General features: G+C 64.4%; 7 protein-coding genes. 2 read left to right on the top strand and 5 right to left on the bottom strand.

The annotated features are described in order from the left end of the window. Positions 1-500 precede the first annotated feature (500 nt). Positions 501-5,336, bottom strand: a complete 4,836-nt coding sequence (locus tag OD750_RS05670) for an RHS repeat-associated core domain-containing protein (RefSeq protein WP_263543293.1) — start codon at positions 5,334-5,336, stop codon at positions 501-503. A gap of 550 nt (positions 5,337-5,886) precedes the next feature. On the opposite strand from OD750_RS05670, the gene OD750_RS05665 reads away from it, so the two are divergent. Further along, positions 5,887-6,813, top strand: a complete 927-nt coding sequence (locus tag OD750_RS05665; protein WP_263543292.1) for a hypothetical protein — start codon at positions 5,887-5,889, stop codon at positions 6,811-6,813. Positions 6,814-6,829: 16 nt separating this feature from the next. Then, complete coding sequence (locus OD750_RS05660; RefSeq protein WP_263543291.1) at positions 6,830-7,330, top strand: hypothetical protein; 501 nt, start codon at positions 6,830-6,832, stop codon at positions 7,328-7,330. Positions 7,331-7,373: 43 nt separating this feature from the next. On the opposite strand, the gene OD750_RS05655 is transcribed toward OD750_RS05660, so the two are convergent. The 4 genes from OD750_RS05655 to mrcB are packed head-to-tail and all read right to left on the bottom strand — an operon-like array spanning position 7,374 to position 12,724. Further along, positions 7,374-7,934: a TetR/AcrR family transcriptional regulator gene (locus OD750_RS05655; protein WP_263543290.1), complete on the bottom strand. Its 561-nt coding sequence runs from the start codon at positions 7,932-7,934 to the stop codon at positions 7,374-7,376. A gap of 9 nt (positions 7,935-7,943) precedes the next feature. Further along, complete coding sequence (gene yoaA / locus OD750_RS05650; protein ID WP_263543289.1) at positions 7,944-9,848, bottom strand: DNA repair helicase YoaA; 1,905 nt, start codon at positions 9,846-9,848, stop codon at positions 7,944-7,946. Between the two features lie 7 nt (positions 9,849-9,855). Continuing rightward, positions 9,856-10,383 carry a tetratricopeptide repeat protein gene (locus OD750_RS05645; RefSeq protein ID WP_263543288.1) on the bottom strand — a complete coding sequence of 176 codons (528 nt, stop codon included), beginning with the start codon at positions 10,381-10,383 and terminating at the stop codon, positions 9,856-9,858. A gap of 25 nt (positions 10,384-10,408) precedes the next feature. Beyond that, on the bottom strand, positions 10,409-12,724 hold the full coding sequence (gene mrcB, locus OD750_RS05640; RefSeq protein WP_263543287.1) for a penicillin-binding protein 1B: 2,316 nt from the start codon (positions 12,722-12,724) through the stop codon (positions 10,409-10,411). Between the last annotated feature and the right edge of the window lie 1,106 nt (positions 12,725-13,830).

The raw sequence follows: 13,830 nt of genomic DNA, 5'->3' as shown, positions 1-13,830 counted from the left end.
TATCGCTGAAGGAAACTGCAACAGCCGACAAATTACTCCAAAAAAGCAGTATCAACTCCCGCGAAAAACACCATCGGCATGGGCTAGTCGGCGCCGAACTTCCATTTCGCCCCTTAAGACACAAAGGACGTACAACATCAATTTCTCACAGAACGACGCCAGCGAAGTTAGTCAAAATAAACGACGCGAATAACAACACCATCTTTGTATTCAAATCGTATCTGCCCGATCTCAATCGCACCCGGCTCGGACGAGTCAACCTCATGGTTCACCTTGTCCAGTGCCGCTCGAAGGTCGGCCAAAGGTCGTCCCTGCCAAGTCTGCCGAATCAGCTCCAGGCTTAGATCGCTCCTCTCTCGAAGGCGGCGAACCTCGCTGCGAGAGTCTTCCAATGCGCTCCCTCCATCCAATAGAAGCACTGACAAATAGCCGAAAAAGAAAAGACTCGCCAGTAATAGAGTCCACAAAGTCCTTCTATTTAACATGGCCTCGCCTTTCTTTTACCATGCCCATATCGGGCGCACCGAGCTATATAGCGCCTCGCTCGCGAACGTACCACACGTATTTGGCCACAGCGGGTTCCAACTATAGGGGGCGCGCTCCTTATCCTTCATTCGCCCTTCCGCAAATTCGACAATTTTCTTATCGTCCGCCCTATCAACGCAATCCATTGTCGGTCGAATTCCCTTGCCTTGATTCTTGGCTAACGAGTTCTTTAGTCGCTCCCAGGAAGCGTCGGTCACATTGCCGTCCGGGTCGATTTCCAAATTTGGAACATTCCCTCTCCGCACATTTCCAAAATCATCGTTGTATCGACCATATTCGTAGTAACGAGTGCGCCCTGTCGTTTCGTCGTATGCCAAAACTCCGGCATGCGCCAAAGGAATGTGAGTTTGCGTGCCGGGAATTGCAATTGGGTATCCTATAAAATTGACGACACACCCCGCGAGCCCCCATGGATCAATCATTCCATGCGGCGCAGCCATTGCATATGCATAGGTGTTGATTCCTCCAAATATTCCAATCGGATCGCTCTCAATATAACGCCCGACCGCCGCCTCATAGTCCCGAAAATAGTTGTAGTTCAGCCGAGTCTCGGCATCAAAAAATTGTCCTGGATAGCGCGCATCAAGCCGGACACCACCTGCAATTGCAGCTGGAACGTGTTCGCCGAACGCGCTGCCAAAGAAATCCCAGCGCCACTTGACCGCATTCGTCGCCGCATCGACGACCGTACGCGGAGTGCCGAGATGGTCGGTTTCGATATACAGCATTTTGGGGTTCTTGGCACCTTGCACGAACAAGACTACCGCAACCGGAACGCCATCCAGGTATATATAGTCTTTGTAATCCGTAGGGACGTTTTGCATCGTACCGCCGCCGGCGCATGCCTCCACGGGCCCGCCTTTCGAAAGCGATTCCGTACCACCACCCTCGCAATATCTGATGTACTCCTGATCGGCAAGACGCTGACCGTCCTCGCCATACCATGCGTCGTTGCGATTCGTCGCCGCGATCTTGCGTACCCGTTGCCCCTGACCGTTGTACGAGTACGAAATCGGACTCGCGGCGCTATTGATCAGTTCGAATGCTTTGGTCAAGCGATTCGTCTGGTCGTACTGCAGCGGCTGCGGACCGATGCCGCTCGTCGTATTGCCGTTGGCATCACTGCCCCGCGCTTGACCGCCGACGCTCGCCAGCCGATGCGTGCCGGGCGTATATGTATAGGACTCCACGACGCCGCCGATGTTCTTCGACGTGCGATCGCCGGTCTTGTTATAGGCGTAGCCTTCCAACGGGCTGCCCGCAGCCGTGTTGACGCCGGTGAGTCGATACAGGCGGTCGTAGGCGTACCGTCGCAGCGGAGCACCTCCGATCGACGGCGCGGCATCCTTGATGTTACTCATCGCATCGACCGTGAAATCCAGCACCAAGCCGTCCACGGCCGAGCTTGCCACGCTGTCTATCGCGTACTTCGTATCGTAGGTCTTGGTCAACGTGCGCCCGTTGGCGAACGTCAGCGTCTGCACGGGTCCGAACGGGTAGTAGCTCACGCCGGTCAGTAGTGCCTGCGGCGTCGAAACTGCATCGGGTTGCCACGTTACGCTGTTGACCCGAGCCATCGCATCGCGCGTGTAGCGCACGATGGCGCCACTGGGATATTTGACCGATTTGAGCAGATCGCCACGTGTGTACTCGTAAACGATCGACTGAGAGTCCCAAATCGTAACTATCGATTTTTTCAGCACGTTGCCGCGGCGATCGTAGCAGTAGGTCGTTATGCCATCCTGGTCGCTGATTTGCGTTAGGCGTCCTTTCGCAAACGACCCGACGCAACCAGTGACGCTATCAGGCTGGTCATAGTCGCGCCGCACGTTGAGGTTGCTGTCCGGGTACAGCACGTGCGTAAGTCGATTCAATGCATCGTAGCGAAAGTCGACAACGACGCCTCGCGCATCTGTCTCGCGGGTCCGGTTGCCGGCGTTATCGTACAGATAAGTACGATTGCCGCCGTCGTTGCTGCCCAGCGTGGAAACGTCGCCAAACCCGTTGTAGGCGTACGTCGTGGCGACGGAATCGGGATCCGTTACCGACTTGAGCCGGTCGGCGGCATCGTACGCATACTTCGTTCGTACGTTGGCAGCCGCCGGTGGCGTGATGCTGCCGTCGTAGTCCTGAAGAACCTGGGTAAGCCGGTTCAAGGCGTCGTACTGCCGGTCGGTGGGGATACTGAGCCCGTCACTCATGCGACGCGGATTGCCGTTCGCGTCGTAACCCTCGCTGATACCGGTTTCGTTCGCCGTGAAAGCAACGACCTGCTGGTTGCCCGCGAGAACCTTCTTCAGGCGATTGAGCGCGTTGTATTCACGCGCCAGCGTACGCCTGATCTGGCTGTCGCTCCCGACGACCTGCTCGCTCGTACGATTGCCGGCGCGATCCAGTTGATATTGGATGCGATTGCCGAGCGAGTCGACGATCGCCGTAATCCGTTGCGCATCATCGTACTCATAACGCAAGTACGCACCGTGGCCGCCCGGCGGATAGACGTAGGTTACGTTGCCCGAGTTGTCGTAGATGAACTGCGCGAACGCATCGAGCGAGGCGTTCGGCACGCCGCTCGCATCGGCGCGTACGCTGCGCTTGAGCAACCGGCCGCGCTCGTCGTATTCGTAGTCGGTGATCGTGCCGTTCGGATCGGTCATGCGCTTGACTCGGCCAGCCCGATCGTAGGCAACGACCTCTTCGACATGACCCAAGGCGTTCGTCGTGCGCCACAAATCGCCCTTGCGATGACAGGGCCCGACGAACGTGCCGCAGCCCGACAGATTGTCGCTCGCGCGATACGCATAAGTCGTAACGTCGACGACATCGGTCACATTGTTGCGCGCGCCATCGACCTGTCGAAGCTGGCCGACAAAAGCACAGTACATGGTGGGATTGGCGACATCCGCGGCGCTGCAATACGTCAGATCGACGCTGCGAAACACGTTGGTGACCGGATCGACACGGTCGACGCCGACCAGACGCGAACTGCCGGTTTCGTAGCGATAGCGCGTGTCTTCGAGTTTTACGCGTGGACCGCCCGGTGGGTCGGCAAACGTGCGCTCTGCCGTACGCAGACCGCGCGCCGCATCCCAATCGGTTTCGATTCGCCGTTGCTCAGGCGTGTTCTTCGCCTCGGTTCGGGCCGTTTCGAACGTACCGTCGGCCGAGTATTCGAACTCCGTACGCACGTTGCGACGATCGACGCGAGCGCTGATCCGGTTGGCCGCGGAATACTCCAGGAGGATCGAGCCGTCGCTGTCCGTCATCGAATCGATGCGTCGATAGGCTTTCGTCGGATTGTAGTTGTAGGTGACCTGGCGACCGAGCGGATGCATGACACGACTCGAATAGTCGTTGAGGTATTCGACGGAGACCTTGCCGGCGCTATCGGTGACGGTGCCATGCCAGCTGCCAGTCGCACGCCCCCAGTCGTCGTAAGTGTATGTCGCGTAGCGGCGGCTGTCCTCGTCGACGATACCGGTCAGCCAATAGCCCTGCACTGTCGCCGCCAGAGGCGCGTACGCGGCTTCGTTGTAGACGAACGTGCGCGTCTTGCCGAACCGTGTCATCGACGTCATGCGGCGAGCGCTGTCGTAGCCGAGGCCGACGAGCTCGACGCCATCGTCGGCCAACACGCGCTTGAGTCGGTAGATCGGCGAATCCTCGTAGTCGAGCGTCACGAAACGGCCGTTGCCGTCGGTGATCTTCAAGAGGCGCCAGAACATCGGATCGTTCTGCGACACGTTAGCCGAAAGCACACCGGTGATCGGCGCTCCGCCGTAGCTCAGTGCAAGGCTGTCTCTCGGGTCGCCGGGGCTGTTGATCGCAGTGAGTCGACCCGCGCGATCGTAAACTTCAATCGTGCCGTCCGGGTACGTCAGTTCCCAGGTCTGCTGAGCGGCGGTGGCGCCCGTCTTGTAGCGCAGGTATTTGCCCGTCGTCGCGGTCGACCTGAACGTTCCAGATGGCAGGTTGCCATCGCGAAGATAAGCCTCGATCTGCGCCCGTTCGTCCTGTACGACCATTCCGTTCACTTGTGCAATCGGATCCACTTCCGGATCGGAAGGTCCCGACGCCACATAATGTCCGGGCAGCATCCAGGCAGTAACTACGCGTTTTGCGAACGAGTGTGACCAGTTGCGGTCGACGTAAGCCAGCGGCGCATTCTGTCGCAACGAGTTGTAGTGGAAGTCGAGCGCGATGGCGCCATGGCGCAATCCGACTTCATCGACCTGCTTGTTGCCGTTGCCCGGGAAGCAAGGGTTGCCGACACCGCATTGGCCGGGCGTCTGGTTCAGTCCGGGAGCTTGGATGAAAAACTTGGCGAAGTCGGTCCCGCACGCACTGCCGACGGAAGTCGAACCGCTCAACGTCGAACCGGCTGGACAGCTTACGGAAGCGCTGTTGGCGACGCCCCAGTTGAAGGTCTGCACAATCTTCGCCGGCACGCTCTCGTCCGTCTTGGTCGACGAGAAGCACGACTGCGCGGGTATCGACAGTGTCATCCCCGAGTCGTAGCTTGTGCTTGAAATCGGCCCATATAGCAGCGTACCGCTCTGATTGCCGGCACCGATGACGACAGGCGGCCTTGTGAGCGACGCTCCCTGAATACTCGCCGGGCCAGTTCGCTGCCAACAAAACAAGTTTTGCGAGTTGCCCCACGTCGCGGAAAACTGGCACTCGGCGAGCTTGCGCAGATCCTCGGCTGTCGCACAGCCATTCGCGGTGCAGCCCGGAACTGCTGTCGCGCACGCGGCGGTTATCGGGCCTGGCTGATTCTTGACGAACAAGCGAAAGCTCGGCGTCGACGAAGCCGGCGGGTTGTGCAATGCCGCGGAGGCCATCGACGTGGCCCCGTTGGGCCGGTACTGCGACTCGGTCACCGTTTGTGCGGACGACGCAAGTCCGAGCGCACTGACGCCTGTTTGTACGTTGCGCACCCCCCGGATTCGACCCCGGAATCTGGGCTTCAGCTTCTTCCAGACTCGTGCAGGAGACGCCTGACGCCTGATACGTGTAGCGGTAGATCGTCGACGGCGCGCTGCTCGTCGGACCGCATATCGCGTGGGCTGAACTGCTGAGAACCAATGTTGCCGACAGCCAGAATCCGAAACTGCGCATGCTCATGCACCGGCCCTTACGCTCGTTTTTTTGTGCGCGCGAAGACGACACCTCGACTTCAGGCGCACGCTTGTCATTGGGGAAGCAACTCGATTGCGAGGGTAGCAGAAACTTGGTACTACTAAACAACTGCTCCGCTGCTACAACGTTGCGACGATGCGAGTGCGGTACTGAACCGCGTCCGACGCGCGCTCAACAATCCTCGGCTAGGGATCTACGATGTTGAACAACAAGACTGCTTCGGCGGCCGGCGCGTTGCTCGGTCTGGCACTGGCGTCGAATGCGGCAGCACAAACTTCGTGTACTCCCACAACTGCTCCCACAACTGAAGTGGAAGGGAACAAGACGTCGGCGATCTGTCTTGAGACAGTGGCCGGCGGTAATCCGCGAACATTTTCCTACCAGTTCTTCGGAAGTTCGTATAGTTGGCAACTCGAAGGGTTCGGATCGACCACCCCTCCAAGCAGCGGATCGATAGGCGTCACAAACGGCGTCAGCGGCACACGACAGCCATATACGTTGACGACATCCGGGCTACCAATTACCGGAGCGACACCGTCATCTACGCGCTACGTGCAGTTCACTTTTTGCTACCTAGATTTCCTCAATATCACGTGCGATCCGACTCCTCAGCAAATCAAATTCAAGGTCGACCCGATCGTACGTCTGGCCCCCAGCGCAACCATCGGAGTAGACGGAGATACCTTTGTCACGGCAACGCTCGGCGAGGAAGGGGACAATCCGACACCCAACGCCGAGATCGAGGCGACTTGCACCGTCCCCACCCCTGTCGGCGGCCCAACAACCGTCACGGTCACGCCAAGCTCGCTCTTCACGAACTCGAATGGCAGCGCAGGGCCATTCAAGATCACTGCAACCAATTTGCGTGTCTACGCGCTGTCCGGCGATGACCCTAAGAGTGACTGTACGTTTCGCACTAAAGCCGGGACAAAGAGCGCGAAGATTGGAGTTCGAGGACAACGCATCTATTCGCAGATTGCAGTAACACCCACGTCCGCGAATCCCCCCCGGCAACGCCAGCTTTACACAGCAGGTATCTTTAACCACAAATCCCATCGTGGCGGATGTGCCGATAAATATCGTATGCGCTCCGGGGGTTACATTGAGCGCGTTACCCCCGTATAGGACCGATTCCTGGGGCATGTTCACAATCGGCGTCACGGCCAGCGACATGGTCACGGTACAACCTACACCGCCCCCGACACGCCAATGTTCATTCACGATCGGCACCCTAAACGCCGCAACATATACTGCGGTCGGTGTCGCTCTCGGTCAGAATGTCGTCATCAATCCGTCGTCCATCTCGCCTCTCAACTGGACCGGCCAGAGCAATGTCGTTGTAAGTCTGAGCCACGCCTACCCCGGCAGGACAATCCAGTCGAGCTGCACGTCGACTCGGCCTGACATCGCCATTTGGGTTACCCCACCGACGAGCGTTGACACGAACACGAACGGTCAAGTCACGTTCCAGGTCAATGCACCGACGCTCGGTTACGCCGACCCAAACCTTGGCGCAACACCGAGCGTTTCATGCAAATTCTGGTTCGTTCCGGGCTTCGAATCGACACTTTCGTTTCCGACGGCGAACGCCTGCTTTGCCAGCAATCTTTCGCCGATGCCTGCCGTGTGCGGAAATCCGTAGCAAGCACAGATGCCTTGCGCCGCGAGTGCGACCAAGGCATCGATCAATTCGAGACGAGCCGCTCGACCGCCGCGCGCACGACCTGCCGCAGCGTGGCCGCCGACGCATCGAGCAGGCCCGATTCGGGCGAGTCCTTGCTGCCGGTCGTCGCGATTCTCAGCACGAGGGCGAGCAGGGCTTCCGGCGCGAAGCGGCTTCCGATCGCGCCGGCGTCCTGCGCCGCGCGGATCGCCGCGATCTTGTGCTCGGTCGCGCGCAGCGCCACCGCCGGCGGCAGCCGCGACGCGCCGACTTCGAGCTGGAACCACGCCGCCAGCCGCAGCACCTGCGGATTCGCGGCGAACCAGTCGGACAGGCGCACGGCGTAGCCCGGCAGATCGTGCGCATCGATCGGCACGGCGTCGACGATGCGTACGCACAGGAGGTCGTAGACCGCGTCGAACAGGCCGTCCTTGCTGCCGAAGTACGCGTAGATCGCCTGCTTGTTGCAGCCGGCCGCCGCGGCGATGCGGTCGACGCGGGCGCCGGCGATGCCGTGCTCGGCGAACTCGGCGGTCGCCGCATCGAGGAGTCGCCGTCGCGTGTCTTCGGAGCTGCGGGCCATGCGACGAGTCTACTCGCCGAAGAACCCGTCGACGTCGACGAGCTCGCGCGTGATCGGCATCGGCGGCAGGCTTTTCAGGAACAGCTTGCCGTAGGGACGCGTGATGAGCCGCGGATCGCACAGCACCAGCACGCCGCGATCGTGCACGTCGCGGATCAGCCGGCCCGCACCCTGCTTGAGCGCGATCACCGCGGTCGGCACCTGCCACTGCACGAACGGATTGCCGCCCGCCTCGCGCATGGCATTCAGGCGCGCTTCGAGCACCGGATCGTCCGGCGCCGCAAAAGGCAACTTGTCGATAATGACGCAGCTCAGCGCATCGCCGGCCACGTCGACGCCTTCCCAGAAACTCGCCGCGCCGAGCAGCACGCCGTTGCCGGACGCGCGGAAGTCGGTCAGCAGCTGATGCCGCGGCGCGGTGCCCTGCACGAACAGCGGGTACGGCAGGTCGGCCAGCAGTTCGGCCGCCCGTCGCAGCGCGCGATGCGAGGTGAACAGCAGGAACGCGCGACCGCGCGACGCTTCCAGCACCGGCCGCGCGGCCGCGATCACGCGGTCGGTGTAGTCCGGCGCGTTCGGATCGGGCAACCCGCGCGGGATGTACGTCAGCGCCTGCCGCGCGTAGTCGAACGGACTGGCGAGCGCGAGCGTCACCGGATCGTCGAGGCCGAGCTGGCGCGAATAGTGCTTGAAATCGCCGGCGATCGACAGCGTCGCCGACGTGAAGATCCACGCGGCCTGGCTCTGCTGGCGCAGTGCGCGCAGCGGCGGCGCGAGATCGAGCGGCGTCGCGTTGAGCGCGAAGCCCTGCGTCGTCAGTTCGTACCAGTGCACCCAGTTGTGCGCGGTGCCGTCGAGCACCTGGTCGAGCCGCTGCACGATGCCTTCGGCGCGCTCGTGCATGTTGGTCATGCCGCGCGAGCGTTCGGCCTGCCCCGCGAGCGCTTCGGTGAGCTTGCTCATCGCCGTCTGCAGCTCGCGCAGTTCGCCGAGCGCGAAGCGGTCGTCCTCGATCGCGGCGAACGCACCGCGCTGCGGCAGCTTGTCGAGCGCGAGGCGCACGCGGCGCAGCGCCGACGGCATCGCCGTCAACGCTTCGCTGAGCACGCTGAAAGCGCCGGTGACCGAACCGCATTCGGCTTCGGTGTCGGCCACGAGCTCCTGCACCTGTCGCGCGGAAAAACTGACCGAAAAGAACTGCCCGGCGAGATCGGGAATCTGATGCGCCTCGTCGAGCACGAACGCGTGCGCGCCGGGCAGGATTTCGCCGAAGCCCTCCTGCTTGATCGCGAGGTCGGCGAACAGCAGATGATGGTTCACCACGACGACGTCGGCTTCCTGCGCCGCGCGGCGCGCCTTGACGACGAAGCAGTCGTTGAACATCGGGCAGTCGGCGCCGAGGCAGTTCTCGGTGGTCGACGTCACGCGCGGCCACAGCGGCGAATCTTCGGGCACGTCGGCGAATTCGCCGCGATCGCCCGATGCCGTGCGCGTCGACCACGCGCGCAGCAGCTGCAACTGCCCGACCTGCTCGCGCGACGGGAAGCGCCCGTCGCGGCTCGCCTGGTCGAGCCGGTAGAGGCATAGATAATTCGCGCGGCCTTTCAACAGGCTCGCCTTCAGGCGCGCGCCGGTCACCTGACGCACGCGCGGCAGGTCGCGGTGGAACAGCTGGTCCTGCAGCGTCTTCGTGCCGGTCGAGACGATCACGCGCTTGCCCGACAGGAGCGCCGGCACGAGGTACGCGAACGTCTTGCCGGTGCCGGTGCCGGCCTCGGCGATCAGCGTATGGCGATCGGCGATCGCGTCGGCGACCGCGCGCGCCATTTCCTGCTGCGCGGCGCGCGGCGCGAAGCCCGGCACTTCGCGCGCGAAGACGCCGTCCGCGCCCAGGAGTTCGGCGATATCCCGCACGCGCGGTTCAGAGCCGCTGACGCGGCGCGACGCGGCACGACGCGAGCTGGCCCTTGGCGCTCTCGACGCTGGCGTCGTCGCGCGCGACGCGGCGCGTTTCGATGACGGTCTGCCAGTTGCGCGCGCACAGGCTGCCGAGCTTCGGGCCGAGATCGTAAGACTTGCGCGCCAGCGCCTCTGCGTCGGCGTACTTGCCCTGCGGCATCATCAGTTCGGCCTTGAGCTGCAGGATCTCCGGCGCGTCCGGCGCGAGTTTGAGCGCCCGGTCGACGGTCGCCGTCGCGTCGGCGTACTTGTGCTGCGCTTCGAGGTCGGCGGCCTGCTTGAGGAAACCGTCGACGGCCGGATCGCGCAGCGGCTGCACTTCGACCGCCGACGTGCTGGCATAGCCCGCCGCGCGGATCTCCATGATGTAGTCGCGCTCGACCTTGGCCTGCGCGGGCGCCTGCTGCGGCGACGGCGCGCCGCCGCAGGCGGCGAGCGCGAGCAGGCTGGCGACGCCGGCACTACGAATCGACAAAGCAAAAACGTTCATTCTGCACCTTGTTGCATCTTCGTGATCAATGCGCGCCGGCTTCGCCGGAATCGCCGCCGAACCATTCGCGCAGCCGCTGCAGCGCGCAGCCCTCTTCTTCCTGCGGCGCGTAGCCGGCGAGAAACGGCATCTGCCGCGCGCCTTCGCATTCGGGCCGCGTCCGCTTGCCGCTCGTCGGGTCGACCCAGGCGATTTCGATGCCGCCGCCGAGATCGAGATCGAGCGGCCGGCTCGGCAACCGTCCGAACAGCGCCATCCACACGCGCAGCGCGCCGGTCGCGCCGACGAGGCCGGTCGGCTTGTTGTCGTCGCGGCCGACCCAGACGACGGCGAGATGATCGCCCGTGTAGCCGGCGAACCAGCTGTCGCGCGAATCGTCGCTCGTGCCGGTCTTGCCGGCCGCGTTGAGCGCCGCGAGCGGACTTGCGCCCACCGCCTTGCCGGTGCCGGTCGTCAGCGCCTGCTGCAGCGCGTAGCTTACCAGCCGCGCCGCGTCGACGTAGTCGCCGGCGCCGGGCTTGACGCCGTAGCGCCGCAGCGGCCGGCCGTCGAGATCGAGCACGCCGCGCACGGCGACGACCGGCAGCGCATGGCCGTCGGCCGCGAAATACTGGTACAGCTGCGCCACTTCCAGCGGCGACAGGTCGAGCGCGCCGAGCAGCAGCGACGGATTCGGGTTGATCGGCGATGCGAGATTGAACGAGGCGAGCAGCGCGCGCACGCGGTCGACGCCGACGAGCATGCCGAGCCGCACCGTCGCGAGATTCCACGACCGCGCCAGCGCGTCGATCAGCGTCACCGGGCCGTGCGCCTCCTTGTCGGCGTTCTGCGGCATCCACGTCTTGCCGTTCGGCTGCGGCAGCGCGACCGGCGCGTCGTCGACGATGCTCGCGAGCGAGTAGCGCTGCGGCTGCGCCAGCGCCACGAGATAGACGAACGGCTTGACCAGCGAACCGATCGGCCGGCGCGCGTCGATCGCGCGATTGAAGCCGGGCTGATCGGGCGCGCGATCGCCCACGACCGCGGCGACCTCGCCGCTGCGCGCGCCGGTCACCACCATCGCGGCCTGCGTGCCGTCCTGCTTCTTGCCGAGCGCGGCGAGCGTCTCGACGAGCGCGCGCTCGGCGAGCATCTGCGTCGACGGCGCGAGCGTCGTGAGCACGGTCAGGCCCGCGCCGCGCAGCGCGGCGTCGTCGTAGTCGCGCGTCAACTGTCCGCGCACGAGATCGAGAAATGCCGGAAAACGGTTGCGCGGCAGGCCCGGACTTTCCGATACGCCGAGCGGCGCGGCCTTCGCGCGGGCGTATTCGTCGTCGCTGACGAGGCCCGTCTCGAAGAACATCGACAGCACGAGGTTGCGCCGCGCCAGCGCGCGTTCGGGGTAGCGCCGCGGATCGTAGTAGCTCGGGCCCTGCACGAGACCCACGAGCAGCGCGACGTCGGGCACGCGCAGCGTGTTGAGCTCGCGGCCGAAATAGAATTCGCTCGCCGCGGCGAAGCCGTGCACGGCCTGGCCGCCCTGCTGTCCGAGAAAGATTTCGTTGACGTACGCTTCGAGGATGCGCTGCTTCTCGTAGCGCGCTTCGATCAGCATCGCGAGCACCGCTTCGTTGAACTTGCGCACGAGGCTGCGGCTGCGGTCGAGAAACAGGTTCTTGACGAGCTGCTGCGTCAGCGTCGAGCCGCCCTGCACGAGATGGCCGGCGCGCGCGTTCGCGAGCATCGCGCGCACGATCGCGGTGAAGTCGATGCCGAAGTGATGCTTGAAGTCGCGATCCTCGACCGCCTGCAGCCCCTGCACGAGCAGCGGCGGCATCTGGCCGAGCTTTGCGACGCGGCGTTCTTCCTGTTCGGCGCCGTAGAGCGTGGCGATGCGCGCGGGGTCGAGGCGCAGCTGCGCGAGCGTCTGGCCGTTGTCGATGTCCTTGATCGTCGCGACGCGCGCGCGCTGCAGCACCACTTCGACGCGCCGCGCGCGCTCCATGCCTTCGAGCGTGACGAACGAGCGGCGCGCGATGACGAAGCGGTCGCCGTCGCGCATGAACGTGCCGGGCTGGCGCGCGCCGGTCACCTCGTCGTAGCGGGCGGCGTCGAGTTCGAGCAGCAGCGTGGCGGCATCGAGCGGCTCGCCGGGCGCGAGCAGCAGCGGTCGCGCGTAGACGCGCGTCGGCGTTTCCCACGACAGATCGTCGAAGCGCGCGCGCACCTGCGTGTCCAGATGCAGCACGTACGGCACGCCGAACGCAATCGCGAAACCGAGGCCGAACCAGAACGGGACCCGCGCCCAGCGCCAGACGATGCGCGCTGCGGCGGCGAGACGGGCAGATAAGTCGGTGAACAAGTGCGGTCGGCGGCCTCGGTGAGTGCCGGGAGTGTAGCCGATCCGGCCGCCCCCTCGGCCGGCGACGAAAGACGCTTCCGGGCCGTCACGGTTTCCCCTTCAGCCGGCATTCGGGATAATTGGGCGGTTTACGTGCCCGGCTATCGCGGCGCCACAAGGATTTCTCGACTCAGTGCCTTCCGCCCACGCAAGCCCCGCACTACTCCTCGTCCATGGCGCCGGCGCGTCCGCCGCCTGGTGGCAGGCCCTCGCCGACACCTTGCCCGACGGCGTCGAAACCGTGGCAACGCACGCGCCGGACCTCGCCCGCATCGCCACGGCGCAGGCGGCCGGCGACACGCGCGCCGCGCAGCTGGCCTGGGCACGCGAGTACCGCCCGGGTACGCACGTGGTATTGCTCGCGGCGGGTACCGCGTTGCCGCCCTTCTGGTACGAACGCCTCGTGGCGGCGCTCGCGCAGCCGGACGTGCTCGCGGCCGGCCCGCTCGACAACACGGCCGCGTCGCGCCATCCGCTCGCGGCGCCGGGTACGGCCGGCGTCGATCGCATCGACGCGCTGTGCTACGCGTACGGCCGCCGCGCGCTGATCGCCGCGGCCGACGTCTCGCCGCTGCTCTCGGCCTGGCACGGCGAACGACTGCGCGAAAGCGACATCGCCACGATTGCACAAGGCGACACGTTCGGCGCGTTCGCACCGCGGCGCTGCGTGCTGCTCGATCATCTGTACGTGGCGGGTCCGAAGCGCCGCATAGCGCGCGACGACGCGCCCGGCGACGCGCTCGGCGAGCTGCGCGCGCAACTGGCCCTCGCGCTGGCCGACGACGCCTGCAACCCGGCGCGCGCCGGCTGCGATCCGCGGCCGGTCGTGCTGCACGTGCTGCACGGCTGGGGCGGCGGCGCCGAGCGCTTCGTGCGCGATCTCGCCGCGAGCGACACGTCGCGCATCCACCGCGTGCTCATAGCGCGCGGCGACTTTCCGCGCCGCCGCTACGGCGAGGCGCTCGAACTCGTCGACGGGAGTTTCGCCGGGCCGCCGCTGCGCCGGCTCGCGTTGCCGCGGCCGATCGCCGACACGGCGCTCGCCGACGCCGACTGGCGCGCGTTCT

It is taken from the genome of Tahibacter soli, assembly GCF_025717065.2.
Lineage (GTDB): Bacteria > Pseudomonadota > Gammaproteobacteria > Xanthomonadales > Rhodanobacteraceae > Tahibacter > Tahibacter soli.
The sequence above is the reverse complement of the archived record's forward strand: the minus strand, read 5'-3'. Positions and strand labels throughout refer to the sequence as shown.

Excerpts from the sequence above, each read along its gene's own strand:
- OD750_RS05665 (WP_263543292.1), top strand. The coding sequence starts at position 5,887 with ATGTTGAACAACAAGACTGCTTCGGCGGCCGGCGCGTTGCTCGGTCTG.
- OD750_RS05645 (WP_263543288.1), bottom strand. The coding sequence starts at position 10,383 with ATGAACGTTTTTGCTTTGTCGATTCGTAGTGCCGGCGTCGCCAGCCTG.
- OD750_RS05660 (WP_263543291.1), top strand. The coding sequence starts at position 6,830 with ATGTTCACAATCGGCGTCACGGCCAGCGACATGGTCACGGTACAACCT.
- OD750_RS05655 (WP_263543290.1), bottom strand. The coding sequence starts at position 7,934 with ATGGCCCGCAGCTCCGAAGACACGCGACGGCGACTCCTCGATGCGGCG.